The sequence below is a fragment of the Lysinibacillus sp. K60 genome (genome assembly GCF_019731275.1).
Taxonomy (GTDB): domain Bacteria; phylum Bacillota; class Bacilli; order Bacillales_A; family Planococcaceae; genus Lysinibacillus; species Lysinibacillus capsici.
The window spans coordinates 668,504-684,897 of record NZ_JAASJR010000002.1 but is presented as its reverse complement, the minus strand read 5'-3'; the positions used below and the strand labels follow the sequence as shown (position 1 = coordinate 684,897).

The following is a 16,394-nucleotide window of genomic DNA, read 5'->3' as shown; positions in this document are numbered from 1 at the left end:
AAACGTACCATAGCTCATCACTTGTTGTCATAGTGGATAATAAAAAGCCTTCCATTTGTGGAAGGCTAAAGTAAATTCGTTTGGTTTGTTATAGTAAGGAATATTCAATTTTTTAAAGGTTCATCTTCTTCCATTTACGAATTTTGGTTCTGAAATTTGTAAATGGAGCAACTGAGTTAATATGAACCCATTTCCAAACAGGCCAATTAGCTTGTGTTTTTGCCCATCGTCTTTGGTCAACTTCAAATAACTCCTTTTCTGAAAGGGTATTTAACCACTCACATAAATGATTGACAGCTTCATTAAGCATGGATTGTTGTTCCTTCAAAGAGTACTCTCCATATTGTTTATAAAAAGAGTTATACAATCCACTTAGATTATTCCATTTATAGCCTTCTGCAGGTGTATGTACTTCTTCTCCCTTTTGTTCTTTTTGCTCCCAGTGAAGCAATAGATTTATCCATCCAAGTTGATAAGAAAGATTTTCAGACGGCGTTTTATCAACTTCTTTAATCCGTTTATTTTTTAAGATTTCGGGTATATCATTAAATTCGGCAATATATTTTTTATACTTTTCGTCAATCGTACTAATTAATTCTTCTTTGTTCGCATACTGTCTCACTCTATTTCCCTCCCTTCCATCTACTTCTTCATGTTCAGTCTACCATAATGCGAATACACTAATTTTTACATTTTATTAAAAAGTTGTTATTCGGTAAGTATTACCTTCTATCTTTTCGGTGGATGTATAAGTAACCAAAATTTACACACACTAACCTTGAGTGTATTACCCATAATGAATGAAACAGAGGGTTTTATTTCTTATGTGTGATGATTAATAACAGAGGTGCTTGAAGTGACTACATTCGGAAAATGCTTATATATCGCATTCTTTATCATCATTTTTTTATTTACAACCATTTGGAATTATATTAAAAATGGTCATTGGGCTTTGCTAGAAAATTTATTCTTTGCCTTTTGGGTGGCCAGTTTCTTATTCATGGCATTACTACTTAGAAGTAAAAAAGAAGAACCGAAAAAAGCTGAAAATAGAAGCTGATTTGCCTGTTTTAACTGACTAGTGTTAAAATCCTCATCTATATTTGCTGTAGCTCTAATAAGCTGCAGCTTTTTTATTGTTGCACCAAACTAGTATTTTATCCGTACATTCAAACTTAAAATGTTATACTATTCAAAAAATATTTTGAGGAAGGAAACGTGAATGATGGAGGCTAAGACCATTTTGTTAGATCAACTTTTAGCTAATGCAAATGACCCAAGTTGGTATATCTCATTTTCTGAAGTCGTAGAAGGGCTATCTGAAGCAGAAGCCTTTTGGAAACCCGATTCTTCTAGCCATAGTATGGCTGAAATTGTCCAGCATCTAATCTATTGGAATGAAATTTGGCAAATACGGTATCGAGAAAATCAAGTGAAGGCCCCTTCGCAAACAAATAATGCGAATACGTTTCTAGTTAAAGAGAAGGTAACTTTCAATGAATTAAAAGAAAAGTTATTACATATTCTACTTAAGTGGCAAGAATTAATTGAGGAAGAGCGACTTTTATCTATCGTAAATGGGTTCCCTGTGAAAGCGCAATGGTGGGCTATCATATCTAATGCCGCTACTCATAATGCCTATCATATTGGACAGCTCGCCTATTTACGTAAAATGGAAAAATAGACATTTATATGCTATACTCTTAAAATGGGACTATTGTTAATAGTCCTATTTTTGTTTGCTGCCGCTTATTTAACACAAATAACACCAAAGGAAGATGCATGTGAGCCTAGAAGAAATTACACAGATCTATTCATTTTACTTCTTCACGACACCAATTTTAGTAAGATTAATTGTATTTAATTTTATTTTTAAAGCCTACAAACATACTATGGTTATTGTATTGGATGCTTTTGTTTTAATATCAACCACCATTTGGTTAATATTGATCAGAGATGTCATTTTCCCTCTGCCTTCGTTAACTTTAAATGTATTTAGTGTAATTTACATCCTATTGATTATAGACATTTCTATCAATTATTATCGCTTAAAAAGGAAGAGCTCCTTGAAGTGAAAAGCCCAATTTATACATATAAAAACAAGCTCCAAGTAAAAGAAAAAAGCATCTCTTTTCAAGATGCTTTGATCTTACTATTGGGGCAATTCTTCTGGTGTTTTCTCAAATTCAAGTATATGTCCATCAACTTTTGCTCTTTCTAGTTCTTCAATAAATTCTTCCTTACGTTCATCAAGTCTGGAGTCAAGTGTGTTTTGATAACCCGGAAATAGATTGTAATCTACTGGTTTCCCCATAAGTTCACCTCTTATTCTCAGCTTTTTTATTTATTATAGGGTATATTGATATTTTCTGACAATTGTTTATGTCAATTTTGATTACAAGGACTGACAAGACAATACAACGGAAGTCTTATAAAAAACGTCTATCTATACTTTATTGCCCATAAAATTATGCTGATAATTCGAACAGCAAGAGGTTTTATTTATTTTGTCTACGGCTCTAAACGTGCAATTTCCACAAACTTTGTTGATAATCCCCAAACTGTTCCTCCCCTTTTTTTACGGAAAATAAAAGCATATTTACTATAAGCACTTTCCCTCAAGTAGATATGCTACAAAATCTTAAGAAATCTTCATAATTTTTCTCAATAATTATTAATAATTACCATTTACAATAAGAAAAGTCGACAATAGATTAACATAGTTAGGAGCATCTTGTCTTGGGCGTTACAGATATTATGAATAACATTCGGATTTTAATGTTGCCAGTCATCCTTATTATTGGTGCTGAGTTCTTACTTATTGGACTTTATTATTTCCTCTATCATAAAAACCAACAGACAAATCGAAAAAAAATAAACTTTAAGCAACTGATACTTGTAGCACTATTTATCGGCTATATTGTTTTTGTGTGTGAACTAACGATTTTTGGGCGTGGTTCTTCCCATTTCATGCAAATGAATCTTCAACCATTTAGTGGCTATATAGATGCATGGAAGAAATACTCGTTACGTGATCTTCAAAATTGTATTTTCAACATTTTAATGTTTGTACCGCTAGGCGTTTTCTTACCTTTACTTTTCTCTAAATTCAAACTGTTTAAATGGCTTCTTCCTGTAGTGGTGATTGCAACCTTATCCATTGAAACGTATCAAACACTTACAGGAGCAGGGATTTTCGAGCTTGATGACTTAATCAACAACTCGCTTGGTGGGATTATTGGATACCAGTTATATAGACTAGGATCTTCTATTGTTCAGCATAAAAAAATAAAAGTGAAAAGCTTGATCGGAAACCTAGCCATTCCTCTCATGATGGGTTTGATTTTTATTGGCATGATGATTGTCTACGCTCAACAGGAATTTGGTCATTTAGCAATAAACGCCTACACAAAATCAAATATGTCGGATGTTGATGTAACCACCTCATTAGATTTACATACAGCATCTACCGTTGCCCCCGTGTATAAAAAAATTATTCATACAGATGAAGTTGAGACTTTGTTGCAAAAGAAATTTGATTTAGCAGAGTTAAATCAGCAGGATATTAGTGGTGATCGTGAGCTCTTATTAAAAGATAAAGCAGAGAACTCCTATACGTTATTTATTAATTCAGAGGGAAATTGGTCGCTAACAGACGATCTTTATACGCCAGTGCAACCTTCTTTAGCTGTGCAAGAAACACTAATGAAGAAGGCAAAGAGCATGATGGATGAGCTTTCACTCCTTCCTAAAGATGGGGCGTTTACAGCTTTAGATAATGGCATATTTGAATGGACGCTTCCTGACCAAGCTGAATTGAACCAAGATTATTGGCTTGGTGAAGTAGAGCTCGGTTTGAAACCAGATGGTAGTTTGTATTCATTATCGTATAATATTCATGAGCATCAATTGATCCGTGAAGTCAATATTTTGTCACCTGCAGAGGTGTATGAGCGAATTAAGAATGGCAAGTTTCCACAGATAAAATATAATGCACTTGTAACGGAAGAAGAACTATTGATAAAAAAAGGCGATCAACTTACTGTCGATTTAATAGAGCTCTCTTATATGTACGATACAAAAGATTTCTATCAACCCATATACAGAGTTTCTGGCACACTCAATGGAAAAAGTTGGTTCACATTGATTCAGGCGAGAAAATAGCTTTTTTGATACTGTTTACTAAGGAAAGCCAGACTTGATACTACGATGAGAATGGCAACCGCCTGCATTGGGCAGTTGATCACTATCAGACAGAAGGCATTCAGGAAACAACCTACCTTACCGAAAATGTTATTAAGTACCATCGCACACTGTCTACCTATATGAATGTCTTAATACAAGCTAGCTATACGATAAGTACGGTGAAGGAACCTATGCCTTCAGAGGAAGTGCTAAAAAATATTCCGGACATGCAGGATGAACTTCGGAGACCTATGTTTTTAATCATTGCAGCAGAGAAAAAATAATCACAGTGTGCTCAGGCAATATGTATTGGGTATCGCTAATATCACATATAAACAAAAAACCAGGTGCTCCCCAAAAGAGAGCATCTGGTTTTATTGTGAAAGTGAATCTTACTAACTTACTTAGTTTTGATTCGTTATAATACTACGACAACTTGAGGCGCTGAACAAGTTAAAATATTTTCCAATAGGATTTTAGGGGAAATTAATGCTTTTTCGAGAAAATAAATCATTCTATCAAATTTTATAGTTTTCTTACTTTCATTAAAAAAGAAATAATGAAATCTCATAAATGACTAACCTTTGCTAATGACACATGGTCATTTACCAATGACAGCCCCATTGAATAGGTGGATGACTGTTTGCTATTTTCACATAATTTAAATTATGTTTCTACAAACTGAAATTGATAACAATGCTCCCCCTACTCTAACTGAATAATTAATGAAATTTACTTCTTTATTCTCGCATGGTGATACCGAAAGCAATACAAGCTTGACATCTCTGTTACAAACATATAGGTCTCTATGATCTTAACTATGATAGGTGAAGCAACTATACTTAAATTAATTTCTCCCTTTCATAACTTTTTCGTGCTATTAATAAAACATGCTGAAGAAGCACAGTCTGCTAAAGGAACATTAAACAAAAAGACCAGTCACTCTTTTAAAGAGAACTGGTCATTTTGCGTTTAGGTTGAAGACTATGAAAAATCTTCTTTCATAGATTAACATATTATACTGAACAATATCTAAACAACCATACAAAAAAGACTAGATTCTCACATGATGATGTAAGCTCTAGTCTTTTAAGTGAAAGTGAATCTTACTAAATTTTTGTCTAGCTTTAGATTCAAATTACAATACGAATGAACAGGCTAAAGGTTTCATAAATTCTTTATTTTTTCTTTAAAATATAGGACCACCACCACAAAAAGACCAGGAAACACGAAAAAATGTGAATCCTGGCCCTTTTGTGAAAAGTGAATGTTACTAGTTTGCTTTAGTTCTTTGTATTCTACTGATGAGTTAGACGGCTGATGTTTTAAAAAGTTACACATTCTTAAAAATTTTTTACGCTACAAATTAAATCGCAAAATCAAACACGCCGTCAGCTCCATCTACCAACTAATTGAATAGTACACGCTCCCTCAGACTCATATAGGCTTCTTTTTCCAGTAATGATGTTTGTTCTTCAGCAGCTACTGTACCTTTAGCCCATATTTTTTTGACTCTGTGACACTCCAGCTAAATAATTGTGTGCCTTTATTTTCCTATCGGATACCGAGTTCCATCAGAATGGTCACTATAAAAGGAGAGGTGAAATTTACCATTCCCAATTGGTCCATCTACATAATTCACAGGGAGTATCCCTACTCATTTAACTTGTGTTGGATACTAACTAATTTCTGTGAATCTTCCCTTGCTTTTTCTAAAAGACTAAAAAAAGCATTATCTTTTATCAGCTCAAAGCTTTCATTTGTGTTAAGGAGAACCAATATTTTATTTTTAGAATCAATGAACATCGGGTAGCTTGTATTGAGTGAAATTGTCATTCGATAATCGTAATCAATAGTTTTTATAGTTGTTTTTTTGAATGTTGCATGTTGAAAAGACTGTATCAATTCTTGCTGTGTTTCTTTTGATATTTTCATTTCAGAAAAGATATCTTCTTTATCTGTATCTATACGATGGAGCGTTATAGTGGCATTCTCCACTTGAAAATTAGCATTTTCCAACAGATCTGTAGCAGAATAGCTTTGCTCTTTCCATATAATGAGCATACCACTAACAATTACTGCTAAGAGTAAAGATAAGGCTATTATAAATTTTTTCATATTACTCCTCTTTCTCAGTATCAAAAACTTGACAAAAAAATGTTTTTATGCTAAAATTTACATTTAAATAAATATTATATATAATAGGATTCTTCTGGCCAGGGGAATCCTATTTTTTTGTTAAGGAGTGTTGGTATGAATCAACAGGAATCTAGTATCACTTCATTAGTGGCTGCCTTTAGTAGAGCCTACCATAGCCAATTTGATACACCGAAAATTTTTGATGATTATATAGCCAAAGAATTGATTTCACAAGAAGAATATCAAAATATTCAAGCTACTATGATACAAGGCATTGAATTTTTTAATAAAGATATCGCTACAAAGTTTAAAGACAATTCAAAGGAATTAATAAAATGGGTTACACAAGTTCAACTCTCACCAACTCCTTTGGCACGTGCTGCTTATTGTGAAAGAGTCTTGCATAGCGAAATACAGCTTGGTGTCGAGCAATATGTCATCTTAGGTGCTGTCTTCGATACTTTTCCGTATCGTCAGCAACAAGGACAATCCAGGCTAGAAATTTTTGAGGTGGATTATCCCACTACGCAGGCATCGAAAATGAGAAGATTACAGGAAGCCTCTCTCCCCCTCATGAATCATTTGCATTTTGTACCGATGGATTTTACAAAGCAATTTCAATCACAATTATTTTCAGAGCAAGGCTTCCAATCTAAAAAAACATTTTTTAGTCTATTAGGTGTTTCTTATTATTTAACAAAAGATGAATTAGCAAGTTTACTCAATCATCTATTTGCCTTAGTTCCAGCAGGTAGTTCCATTGTTTTGGATTATGCTGATGAATCTCTCTTCACGGAAAAAGGACTCTCCAAAAGAGTAGAAAACATGGTCAAAATGGCCGCACTTGGTGGTGAACCAATGAAATCATGCTATGCTTATGAGGACATGGAGAGGATGTTAGATCGATTAGGATTGCTTATATATGAACATCTATCTCCTACAGCGATTCAAGAGCTGTATTTTCAAAATCGGACAGATTACTTGTGTGCTTTTGAAACTATCCACTACATGCATATTGTTAAAAAATAGGTTCACCCTATTTAATTTTCCAAAATTCTAAATTTTCTTTTTATTACCCAGGCAATTAACTATTTCAATATAGAGAATTAGTATACTATAGTAGTGTAAAGCTAATTAGCCTTACACCTCCTAGATTTGTTACTAGGGTCACTGTTAACGCAGTGACCCGCTTATAATGATTGACAAACACCTAAAGGATTCCCATCAGGGTCATAGAAGGTAAAAAATTTGGTGTCCTCTTCTCCTTCTAAAGCCTCGACTTGAACATGATGTTCCACTAGAAATAAATAAGTCTCTTCAATATTTTGAGAGAGAAAGTTCACATATTTCCCCACACCAAAGTGATTGTCTGGAAAATGACATGGCTGATGCTCCTTAGCTTTTACTAAGCAAATGACCGTCGGAGATTGTTCAGTGATCTTCATAACTGCTGCGCCCGCTTCTATATATAGAAGCTTAAATCCAAGTATTTCCTCATACCATTTAGCCGATAATTTGGGATCTTTTATTGGAATAAAAATGGCCTCTACACCTTTAAATAAGGATTGTTTCATTTTCTTACCTCCCTTTCACAGTTTGTGTTCTTCATTTTATTCTCCTTTAAAAAGATTCATTGAGATTTCTATTATTGATTATTTTGCATGTCTTTTGTTTATCCTTAATAGTATCGGAAATGTCTTCTTTACCTAGAGGAGGTGTCCACCATCAAACACAAGGTATCATTCATCCTATTGCTGTCAGTACTTCTTTTATTAGGTGGATGCTGGAATAAGCGGGAGTTAAACGAACTAGCTATTGTTACGGCTGTTGGAGTGGATAAATCGGACGAGCTATTCGAAATTTCTGTTCAGATTGTTAATCCAAGTCAAGTGGCTTCGAACAAAGCAACTGGCATTCAAGTCCCTGTTTTTACCTACCATGCTTAAGGGAAATCTTTATTTGATGCCATTCGAAAATTAACAGCGCTAACACCTAGAAAGCCTTATTATGCGCATGCCCAAATTATTATTATTGGTGAAGAAATGGCTAAGGAAGGTATGAATAGCGTTTTAGATTTATTTCAAAGAGACCCAGAAGGACGAAGTGATTTTAACTTTATTGTTTCTCATGATTTTACTGCACAAGAAATATTAAGTGTTTTAACCCCTTTAGAGGATGTGCCTGCTAGCAAAATGTTTAAATCATTAAAGGTTTCTGAAGCAGTGTGGGGGACAACAGAATCTGTTATTCTTGATGATTTAATCCAATCTTTAGGCAGTATTGATCATAGTGCCGTCTTACCCTCTATTCATATACATGGTGATGCGGATGCTGGAGATTTTAGCTCGAATATAGAAAAAATTGATAGCCCTGCACAATTAAAATATGGTGGACTGGCTATTTTTAAAAATTATAAACTCATCGGCTATTTAACAGAACAAGAAAGCAGAGACTATAATTTTTTAAATAATAATATAAAAAGTACTTTTGAAATTATTGCTTGTCCTGAAGAAGGGAAAATCTCAACAGAAATTATTAATTCTTCTACTAAAGTGACAGGTCATTTTCAAAATGATATACCTTCGATTTCCATCAAACTCGAGATTGAGCAAAACGTTGCAGAGATAAGTTGCCCATTGGATTTAACAAAATCAAAAACCATCGATGCTTTAAATAAAGAAACGAGCAGACAAATCAAGGAACGGTTAGAACGTACACTTCAAACGATTCAACAAACTTATCAAGCCGATTTGTTAAAATTTAGCAATGTCCTACACCGAGAGGACTATCAAGCATGGAATCGAATTAAAAAGAACTGGCTAACCCTCTATCCTGATCTTGAAGTTCAAATTGAAGTCGATGTGCATACAAAAGGAATAGGAACTGCAACAAAATTAAAGCTTGACTAATTCGTAAAAATGACCAGTACTCTTTTAAGGAGTACTGGTCATTTTCATTAACGTACCGCTTCAAACGTTATGAGTGACGTTTCTTCAGTTGGTTGTTGAAGGAACTTATAATTCGCAGAACAAGTAATTGCAGAGAAGCCAACACTTTGTAATAGGAGCTTAAATTCCTCAATCCCATACCAGCGTAATAAAAACTTTTGCAGTTCCGTATCACTTAATGTACCTTGTTGCCACTTCTCATATTTTAAAACCATCAACGTATATTGCTCCACCCAATTCATGGCAATCGATTTTCTTTCAAGGGCAATTCCTTCATCTTGTGAAATTTGATGGTAAGATGTCGTAATTTCTCCTGTTTTCCAGTCTGTAGGAAGTAATAAATCTACTAGGAGTCTCCCACCAGGGACAAGGTGCTGATACATAGAGGTTAATGCTGATAGTGCTTCTTGATGATTTTCAATTAAACAAAATGAGCCTGTAGGCATAACAATGGCTTCGTATTGTTGACCTAAGGTGAATTTACAAATATTTCCTTCATACAGCACTGGCGTCAATCCTCGTTCTTGGCATCTTTTTCGACAGGATGCTAGCATTTCTGGGGAATGATCAATTCCTTCTATATCAAAGCCTTTTTCCATAAAAGGAATATAGAAACGTCCAGAACCAACCCCTGCTTCTAGAATCTTCCCCTTTACACCTTGCAGTCGTTCTAGATAATATTCAATATCTCCACCAAGCGAGTATCCAACTGGTTTTGTAAAATCATAAAGTGCTGTGCTTAACGGTCCGTAATTTTTGTACATATATTCTCCTCCGATTGTTTGCGGAAGAAATCAACTAATCTATTTATTCTCCCGCACCTTTATTATATTCAATGGGAAAACAGAGCTGACTATCATTATCTATCACTCACTTTCTTGTATATTTAGATAAATTATACATTTATTTTCCTTTTTAATCAATATTTCTATTGATTTCCTATACAGTACAATTTAATGTACAAATTAGCACAAATTATCAAAAAACCCTTCCCATTAAACGGTACCATTGAGTTAAGAAAGGATGATGGTATGGATTATTTTGAAAGAATTCAAAACGCCATAGAGTTTATTGAGAAAAACCTACATGAAAAGTTATCGATTATAGATATTTCTTCTCAGTCTTACTTTTCAGCATTTCATTTCCAACGGCTTTTCCAAGCCATTACAGGTTTTTCTGTGCAACAGTATATTCGCAACAGGAGGCTTTCTGAAGCAGCTTCCTTATTAGCAACAACAACGCAGAATATACTTGACATTGCAATCAACTTTCAATATGGTTCTCAGGAGGCATTTACACGGGCATTTGTTCAGTATTTTGGTGTCACACCTGCTAAATACCGAAAAGGAGCCAACTCCATACCATTTCAAACCAAAATAAACTTTTTGGATTATAAACTGGAAGGAGAACTCCCTATGCAACGACCGGAAATACTTCACTTATCTAAAAAACGTATTACAGGCTATGAATACAAAACGTCCTTACAAGACGAACAGTTCTATGCAGAAATCCCAGGCTTTTATTTGGATTTTGGTCAGCAGCAATACTATGAGCGAATCTCCTATAAGGTAGCCCCTAATATGGCGTATGGCATTTCTACAAACTTTCAGGAGGATGGCCGGTTTTCCTTTATTGTAGGAGAGGAAGTCGAAATCTTTGAGGAGCAATTAGAGAAAGGCTTCACCCACCTAGAAATTCCTGCTGGTAAATATGCAGAGTTTACATTGAATGGCACTGCGGAAGGAATTCAAAATACAAGACGTTTCATTTACGGAGTATGGTTGCCGAATTCTAATTATGAACGCGATACGGGTCCTGATTTTGAAATAACCGATGTCATGCAATCTATTTATCCACATGAGATGAAAATGAAAATCTACATTCCCATTAAAGAATAATAAAGGAGCAAGGTCGATGAATATTGAGAAAGTATTTAAGCAATTCCCAACCTTACATTCAGCTAATTTACAATTTAAAAAAATAGAAGAATCACATTTACAAGAGCTATTTGCTATTTATGATAATGACAAGGTATTTGAGTATTGTGGCATCATCCCAAAACACAACCTTCAAACCGTTCAAAAAATGATTGGCCATTTTGAACGTGATTATACAAAGAAAAGCAGGATTAAATGGGGAATCTTCGAAAAATCACAAAGTGAAAAACTAGTAGGGATTATCGAAGCAATGGACTTTAATCAAAAAGCAAATATGGTAACAATTGGTTACTATTTAGCTGAAGCATCCTGGGGAAAAGGCATTGCATCAGAGGCAGTTGCAACAATCGTAAAATTTTTATTGGAAGAGGTAAATGTTAATCGAATACAGGCAGAAGTCATGCCTTTAAATGAACCCTCGAAAAAGGTTCTGATAAAAAGTGGATTTTTAAAAGAAGGCCTTTTGAGACAAGCTTCATTATGGTCTGGCAAGGGTGTTGTTGATTTAGAGATATACGGTTTATTGAAAGGCGATTACGACTTGAAAGACTAAACTCTACTAATGAGTTTAGTCTTTTCTTATATTGTACAGATAAATGGACATTTTACCATCTCCTAAAGGGCTCTTTCACATAGACTAGAAATAGATGACTCATGCTAGCATGACATTGTCATCATAAAGGAGCGTTTTAGAAATGGATGGAAACAGATATTTAACACGAATGAATTGGGAATTTAACAATTATCATAAATTTGCTAAATGCTATTGTGAATCAAAGAATGTTTACTTTGGTCACTCTCCCAGCGTAGATCATCCTATTATTGAGGAAGATTCTTATAAAATTAAATATTATAATAGTCCCCAATTTGAAAAAAAATATCAGAAACAAAATCAAGTTAAAAAGCATTGTCAAAGCTGTATTTGTAGTCACTTAGAATGTTTTGAACCAGGGACTTTAGTAGATGTATACCTCTCAGATGGTAGCCAATTTCTAGGATTATACTTCATTTATCTTATTCCGCAAAGCTGCTGCGGGTACTTCCTTCAAATCGATGATAGGGCACGGCCTGTCATTATGGACTGTCAAAACATTGATGCAATACGTAAAGCTTGTTGAGGTAGTTGATACTCTGGCTTTTCTCTTTTCATTATTAAAATAGGCTGGTTAATTGCTATACAGCATAACCAGCCATTCGACTACCCTTCGTTTATCCATTGAATTAGCTGTTCATTAAAACATACAGGTTCTTCAAACATAGGATTATGACCACTTTTTTCAAAAATGACTTTCTTTACATTGAGAATATGATCTACTGCATCCCATAATGAGATAGGGGCTACTAAATATATATGGAAATTAGTGATTATCTATGGGGAGTAGCTTTTGCGGAGCAGAACCTTTTACAACAAATGCTACAAGTTAACAAGCCAATTTTTGTAGGTCTAGGCAAGTATGATTATATTACGCACAGCCAAACATCAAGGCATTCAAGATTATAAAAAAGCTATTCACGACTACAGTGATAAGCTAGATCAAACATGGTTATAAAAAAACAGGCTCCTATTCAGGGCCTGTTTTTAGCATTATGATACGGAAGTTTGCTTTTTGAATGTAGAAGATAACGCCATAATCACGAATGTAAGTATGCCGCTAAAGATAAATAAATAGCTCAATGGTATTAAAAAGAAGTTCTTCTCTACGATCGTCCCATCTGCTAGTATCTCATCTCCTATAAGGCCTTTTATTAATAAACAGACGATCCCCATGATCATCGGAATTGTGGCAAGTAAATATTTTTTCATTATTTCTTCCTCCATATTATTAAATCCTTGTGGGTATTGATGATAGCGTTATTTTTATTATAAGTCAATTATTTTTTATTGAAAAACAATAAATTATTATTGATTAAAACTCCTAACCAAAAGAACAAACGTTCCCCCTCCTTTATTTTCTTGTACGTGATTTATTATGTTTTTTGAGTAAATTTTGTGCGAGTTAGCATAAATAATTATATAAATTAATGTCGGATAATCTGTTATAATGAGCTCTAAAAAACAGCTACTTTGTTAAAAGTAACCGTTTTTCCATAAAATCATATTGATTTAGAGGCTTGTTGTATGAGGGCAGCGACCATTTTATCCATCTGAGCAAAGCGATCGTCCTGCGTTTGCCCTTTAACATAGCGATAATAGATTTGCTGACAAATAACGGCTAATTTAAAATAAGCAAATGTGCAGTAATAATGAATAGCTGACACATCTCGCCCACTCTTCTCCGCATAACGATCAATAAATTGCTGTCGGGTATAAAAGCCTGGTAATACAGTTACTGGTGGTTCACCAAGTGCATATAATAGCATTTTTGGGTCATCCGCTTGCATCCAATAACTCATTGCTACACCAACATCAGCAAGTGGGTCCCCTACTGTTGCCATCTCCCAATCAAAAAGGCCAATCATTTCGGTATAGTCCTCGGAGAACATTGCATTATTCAATTTATAATCATAATGGATAATGGTTGCCTCTTGATTGGATGGAAGATTGTTTTTTAACCACTCTGTTAACATTGCTACTTCTGCATGTTCTGCTGTTTTCGCATTTTCATAGCGCTCAATCCAGCCATGCACCTGTCTTTCAAGAAATCCGTCAGGCTTCACGATATCCTTTAACGGTGTGTCCTGATAAGGAATAGCATGTAATGCAACTAAAGAATCGACCATCATTTCAGACAATTGACGTGCTAGCTCCTCTGTTGGCTCTGTGCCTTTTGGAAAATGTGTATCAAGGACGATACCTTTTTTGCGCTCCATTAAAAAGAAATCACTACCGATAATGTCTCGATCCTCCACATAGACATATGGTTTTGGAACCGATGGTAAAAATGGATGCAGTGCCGATAAAATCGTAAATTCCCGCTTCATATCATGCGCTTTTTTGGCAACTGGTCCAAGAGGAGGACGACGTAGAACAGCTTCAAAATCAGCTATTTTTAAACAATACGTCAAATTGGAATGTCCCGCACTAAATTGTGCTATTTCAAGCTTCCCCTGTGGAAGCTCAGTGAAATAACTGTCTAAAAAGGCATGTAGTTTATCCATATCTAAACGTTCACTTGACCTTACTTGCATCGTATCCATTCTATTTCCCTCCTTAAATAATGGAGCTCATGCCCCCATCTACTACAATGACATCCCCTGTTACATAGTCCGAAGCTGGTGCTGCTAAAAATAAAGCCACACCCTTTAAATCATTTTCGGAGCCTAATCGTTTCAACGGTGTAACACCCATCAAATAGTCTTGTCCACGTTCGATTAAGACATTGGACATTTTTGTAGGGAAAAAACCTGGCGCAATGGCGTTGACATTGACTCCCTGTGGCCCCCATTTGACAGCTAAATCCTTCGTTAAAGTAATGACAGCCCCTTTACTCGCGTTATAGGCAATCGTATCCATAAAGGCTGGTAGCGTACCACCTAGCCCAGCAATAGAAGCAATATTAATGATTTTGCCGCTTTTCTGCTCTAGCATAATTTTGCCAACGGCTTGGCTAAATAAAAATGTTCCGTTGACATTGACATCAAATACTTTTTGCCAGGCTTCGTAGGGCATATCAATGGCAGGTGTTCCCCATGATGCGCCACTGTTATTGACTAAAATATCAATTCTACCAAATGTTGTAATCGTTTGGGCTACCACATTGGCAATATCCTCAGGCTTTGTGACATCACAGGCTAGGGCTAATGTTTGAACACCAAGCTTTTCGAGTCCTGCGGCAACCTCCTCACACGCCTCCACCTTTCGTGAGCATAAGACCACATTGGCTCCTGCCTCTGCAAATCCTTGTGCAATTTGTGCGCCGAGCCCACGTCCGCCACCAGTCACAATCGCTGTTTTACCTTTTAAGCTAAATAACTCTAGGACCGTCATTTCACCAGCTCCTCTTGTTTGTTGGCATGCTTTTTCAATTCTAGTTTAGCAATGGTATTACGATGCACCTCATCCGGTCCATCCGCTAAACGTAATGTACGAGAATTAGCCCATTGTGCAGCAAGCGTTGTATCTGGCCCTACCCCAGCAGCACCAAATGCTTGGATAGCTCGATCAATGACTCTGAGTGCCATATTTGGAGCAACTACCTTTATCATGGCAATTTCAGCCTTTGCCTCTTTGTTGCCTACCGTGTCCATCATATAAGCAGCCTTCAATGTTAAAAGTCTTGCTTGCTCAATATCCATCCGAGATTCCGCAATGCGCTCCCGCATTACCCCTTGATCTGCTAGTGGTCGATGAAATGCCTGCCGTGCTTGTACACGCACACACATTTCCTCTAATGCACGCTCTGCGGCACCAATAAGACGCATACAGTGATGAATTCTCCCTGGCCCTAGTCTGCCCTGCGCAATGGCAAAGCCTTTTCCTTCACCCCATAAAATATTGTCCACAGGTACACGCACATTGGTAAATGTAACCTCACCATGTCCCTCTGGTGCATGATCGTAGCCAAAAACCGTTAGCATACGCTCCACTTTTACCCCTGGTGTATCCATCGGTACGAGAATCATAGACTGCTGCTCGTGGATAGGGGCCGTTGTATCTTTATGCTTGCCCATAAAAATAGCCACCCTACAGCGAGGATCCCCAGCACCAGTTGTCCACCATTTATGGCCATTTAAAATGTATTCATCTCCATCGCGTTCAATGCTTGCCTCAATATTTGTAGCATCACTGGATGCAACGGCTGGCTCCGTCATCGCAAAGCAGGACCGTATTTCGCCTCGTAATAATGGTTCAAGCCACTGTTTTTTTTGCTGTGCCGATCCATAGCGTACAAGTACTTCCATATTGCCTGTGTCAGGTGCATTACAGTTAAACACTTCGGGGGCCAGAAGTGAGCGGCCCATGATTTCACATAAAGGTGCATATTCTAAGTTGGTTAAACCTGCCCCATATTCACTATCTGGTAAAAATAAATTCCACAAACCTGCCTGTTGTGCCTTCTGCTTCAGCTCCTCCATAATCGGTGGAATCGCTCCCCAACGATCCTCCATTGCCTCAACCTGTGCAGCATAAACGGCTTCATTTGGATAAATGTATTGCGCCATAAAATTCTTCAGCTTGTCCTGTAACTTCTCAACTTTTTCACTATAGGAAAAATTCATTAGAAGATACCCCCTTTGCTTGAAC

16 protein-coding genes and 3 pseudogenes are annotated in these 16,394 nt (G+C 36.0%); 9 read left to right on the top strand and 10 right to left on the bottom strand.

The genetic code is table 11. The annotated features are described in order from the left end of the window. Nucleotides 1-112: 112 nt before the first annotated feature. Entirely contained in the window at nucleotides 113-622 is a 510-nt protein-coding gene (locus tag HCH28_RS07205) for a ClbS/DfsB family four-helix bundle protein (protein WP_221680393.1), read from the bottom strand. Between the two features lie 234 nt (nucleotides 623-856). Here HCH28_RS07205 and HCH28_RS07200 point away from each other — a divergent pair, with 234 nt between their 5' ends. Both HCH28_RS07200 and HCH28_RS07195 read left to right on the top strand, forming a co-directional pair. After that, nucleotides 857-1,060 carry an RNA polymerase subunit sigma gene (locus HCH28_RS07200; protein WP_221680392.1) on the top strand — a complete coding sequence of 68 codons (204 nt, stop codon included), beginning with the start codon at nucleotides 857-859 and terminating at the stop codon, nucleotides 1,058-1,060. A gap of 162 nt (nucleotides 1,061-1,222) precedes the next feature. After that, the gene (locus HCH28_RS07195; protein ID WP_221680391.1) at nucleotides 1,223-1,684 is read left to right on the top strand and encodes a DinB family protein; all 462 of its coding nucleotides are present in this window, start codon (nucleotides 1,223-1,225) and stop codon (nucleotides 1,682-1,684) included. Between the two features lie 468 nt (nucleotides 1,685-2,152). On the opposite strand, the gene HCH28_RS07190 is transcribed toward HCH28_RS07195, so the two are convergent. Then, entirely contained in the window at nucleotides 2,153-2,314 is a 162-nt protein-coding gene (locus HCH28_RS07190) for a hypothetical protein (RefSeq protein ID WP_004225101.1), read from the bottom strand. Between the two features lie 425 nt (nucleotides 2,315-2,739). On the opposite strand from HCH28_RS07190, the gene HCH28_RS07185 reads away from it, so the two are divergent. Together HCH28_RS07185 and HCH28_RS24965 are read left to right on the top strand one after the other, a co-directional pair. Further along, the gene (locus HCH28_RS07185; RefSeq protein WP_221680390.1) at nucleotides 2,740-4,164 is read left to right on the top strand and encodes a VanZ family protein; all 1,425 of its coding nucleotides are present in this window, start codon (nucleotides 2,740-2,742) and stop codon (nucleotides 4,162-4,164) included. Between the two features lie 38 nt (nucleotides 4,165-4,202). Beyond that, nucleotides 4,203-4,469 (top strand): annotated as a pseudogene (locus HCH28_RS24965) (class I SAM-dependent methyltransferase); the annotation flags it as partial. A 1,369-nt stretch (nucleotides 4,470-5,838) separates the two neighbouring features. Here HCH28_RS24965 and HCH28_RS07180 read toward each other — a convergent pair. Then, a complete protein-coding gene (locus HCH28_RS07180; RefSeq protein ID WP_009370377.1) occupies nucleotides 5,839-6,303 on the bottom strand; it encodes a hypothetical protein in 465 nt (154 codons plus the stop codon). A gap of 135 nt (nucleotides 6,304-6,438) precedes the next feature. On the opposite strand from HCH28_RS07180, the gene HCH28_RS07175 reads away from it, so the two are divergent. Next, nucleotides 6,439-7,353, top strand: a complete 915-nt coding sequence (locus tag HCH28_RS07175) for a class I SAM-dependent methyltransferase (RefSeq protein ID WP_221680389.1) — start codon at nucleotides 6,439-6,441, stop codon at nucleotides 7,351-7,353. Nucleotides 7,354-7,514: 161 nt separating this feature from the next. On the opposite strand, the gene HCH28_RS07170 is transcribed toward HCH28_RS07175, so the two are convergent. After that, nucleotides 7,515-7,898: a VOC family protein gene (locus HCH28_RS07170; RefSeq protein WP_221680388.1), complete on the bottom strand. Its 384-nt coding sequence runs from the start codon at nucleotides 7,896-7,898 to the stop codon at nucleotides 7,515-7,517. Nucleotides 7,899-8,039: 141 nt separating this feature from the next. Between HCH28_RS07170 and HCH28_RS07165 the strand changes: the two are divergent. Continuing rightward, nucleotides 8,040-9,233 (top strand): annotated as a pseudogene (locus tag HCH28_RS07165) (Ger(x)C family spore germination protein). Between the two features lie 47 nt (nucleotides 9,234-9,280). On the opposite strand, the gene HCH28_RS07160 reads toward HCH28_RS07165, so the two are convergent. Continuing rightward, a complete protein-coding gene (locus tag HCH28_RS07160; protein WP_221680387.1) occupies nucleotides 9,281-10,036 on the bottom strand; it encodes a class I SAM-dependent methyltransferase in 756 nt (251 codons plus the stop codon). A gap of 267 nt (nucleotides 10,037-10,303) precedes the next feature. On the opposite strand from HCH28_RS07160, the gene HCH28_RS07155 reads away from it, so the two are divergent. The 3 genes from HCH28_RS07155 to HCH28_RS07145 all read left to right on the top strand — a co-directional run bounded on the left by HCH28_RS07155 (nucleotide 10,304) and on the right by HCH28_RS07145 (nucleotide 12,327). Next, nucleotides 10,304-11,170, top strand: coding sequence for an AraC family transcriptional regulator (locus HCH28_RS07155; RefSeq protein WP_221680386.1), 867 nt, complete (start codon nucleotides 10,304-10,306; stop codon nucleotides 11,168-11,170). Between the two features lie 16 nt (nucleotides 11,171-11,186). Next, nucleotides 11,187-11,762, top strand: coding sequence for a GNAT family N-acetyltransferase (locus tag HCH28_RS07150; RefSeq protein ID WP_221680385.1), 576 nt, complete (start codon nucleotides 11,187-11,189; stop codon nucleotides 11,760-11,762). Between the two features lie 142 nt (nucleotides 11,763-11,904). Beyond that, complete coding sequence (locus HCH28_RS07145) at nucleotides 11,905-12,327, top strand: hypothetical protein (protein ID WP_221680384.1); 423 nt, start codon at nucleotides 11,905-11,907, stop codon at nucleotides 12,325-12,327. A gap of 80 nt (nucleotides 12,328-12,407) precedes the next feature. On the opposite strand, the pseudogene HCH28_RS24955 reads toward HCH28_RS07145, so the two are convergent. From HCH28_RS24955 to HCH28_RS07125, 5 genes and pseudogenes are all read right to left on the bottom strand, one after another. Further along, a pseudogene (locus HCH28_RS24955) lies at nucleotides 12,408-12,557 on the bottom strand (alpha/beta fold hydrolase); the annotation flags it as partial. A gap of 237 nt (nucleotides 12,558-12,794) precedes the next feature. Then, entirely contained in the window at nucleotides 12,795-13,028 is a 234-nt protein-coding gene (locus HCH28_RS07140; RefSeq protein ID WP_221680383.1) for a DUF3955 domain-containing protein, read from the bottom strand. 275 nt (nucleotides 13,029-13,303) lie between these two features. Further along, the gene (locus HCH28_RS07135) at nucleotides 13,304-14,347 is read right to left on the bottom strand and encodes a phosphotransferase family protein (RefSeq protein WP_221680382.1); all 1,044 of its coding nucleotides are present in this window, start codon (nucleotides 14,345-14,347) and stop codon (nucleotides 13,304-13,306) included. A 13-nt stretch (nucleotides 14,348-14,360) separates the two neighbouring features. After that, a complete protein-coding gene (locus HCH28_RS07130; protein WP_221680381.1) occupies nucleotides 14,361-15,137 on the bottom strand; it encodes an SDR family oxidoreductase in 777 nt (258 codons plus the stop codon). After that, on the bottom strand, nucleotides 15,134-16,369 hold the full coding sequence (locus tag HCH28_RS07125) for an acyl-CoA dehydrogenase family protein (protein WP_221680380.1): 1,236 nt from the start codon (nucleotides 16,367-16,369) through the stop codon (nucleotides 15,134-15,136). The genes HCH28_RS07130 and HCH28_RS07125 overlap by 4 nt, the downstream gene beginning before the upstream one ends. Nucleotides 16,370-16,394: the final 25 nt, after the last annotated feature.

What these genes read in the sequence shown, in the direction of transcription:
- HCH28_RS07195 (WP_221680391.1), top strand. Translation starts at nt 1,223, where the DNA reads ATGATGGAGGCTAAGACCATTTTGTTAGATCAACTTTTAGCTAATGCA.
- HCH28_RS07190 (WP_004225101.1), bottom strand. Translation starts at nt 2,314, where the DNA reads ATGGGGAAACCAGTAGATTACAATCTATTTCCGGGTTATCAAAACACA.
- HCH28_RS07180 (WP_009370377.1), bottom strand. Translation starts at nt 6,303, where the DNA reads ATGAAAAAATTTATAATAGCCTTATCTTTACTCTTAGCAGTAATTGTT.
- HCH28_RS07175 (WP_221680389.1), top strand. Translation starts at nt 6,439, where the DNA reads ATGAATCAACAGGAATCTAGTATCACTTCATTAGTGGCTGCCTTTAGT.
- HCH28_RS07170 (WP_221680388.1), bottom strand. Translation starts at nt 7,898, where the DNA reads ATGAAACAATCCTTATTTAAAGGTGTAGAGGCCATTTTTATTCCAATA.
- HCH28_RS07160 (WP_221680387.1), bottom strand. Translation starts at nt 10,036, where the DNA reads ATGTACAAAAATTACGGACCGTTAAGCACAGCACTTTATGATTTTACA.
- HCH28_RS07155 (WP_221680386.1), top strand. Translation starts at nt 10,304, where the DNA reads ATGGATTATTTTGAAAGAATTCAAAACGCCATAGAGTTTATTGAGAAA.
- HCH28_RS07150 (WP_221680385.1), top strand. Translation starts at nt 11,187, where the DNA reads ATGAATATTGAGAAAGTATTTAAGCAATTCCCAACCTTACATTCAGCT.
- HCH28_RS07145 (WP_221680384.1), top strand. Translation starts at nt 11,905, where the DNA reads ATGGATGGAAACAGATATTTAACACGAATGAATTGGGAATTTAACAAT.
- HCH28_RS07140 (WP_221680383.1), bottom strand. Translation starts at nt 13,028, where the DNA reads ATGGAGGAAGAAATAATGAAAAAATATTTACTTGCCACAATTCCGATG.
- HCH28_RS07135 (WP_221680382.1), bottom strand. Translation starts at nt 14,347, where the DNA reads ATGGATACGATGCAAGTAAGGTCAAGTGAACGTTTAGATATGGATAAA.
- HCH28_RS07130 (WP_221680381.1), bottom strand. Translation starts at nt 15,137, where the DNA reads ATGACGGTCCTAGAGTTATTTAGCTTAAAAGGTAAAACAGCGATTGTG.
- HCH28_RS07125 (WP_221680380.1), bottom strand. Translation starts at nt 16,369, where the DNA reads ATGAATTTTTCCTATAGTGAAAAAGTTGAGAAGTTACAGGACAAGCTG.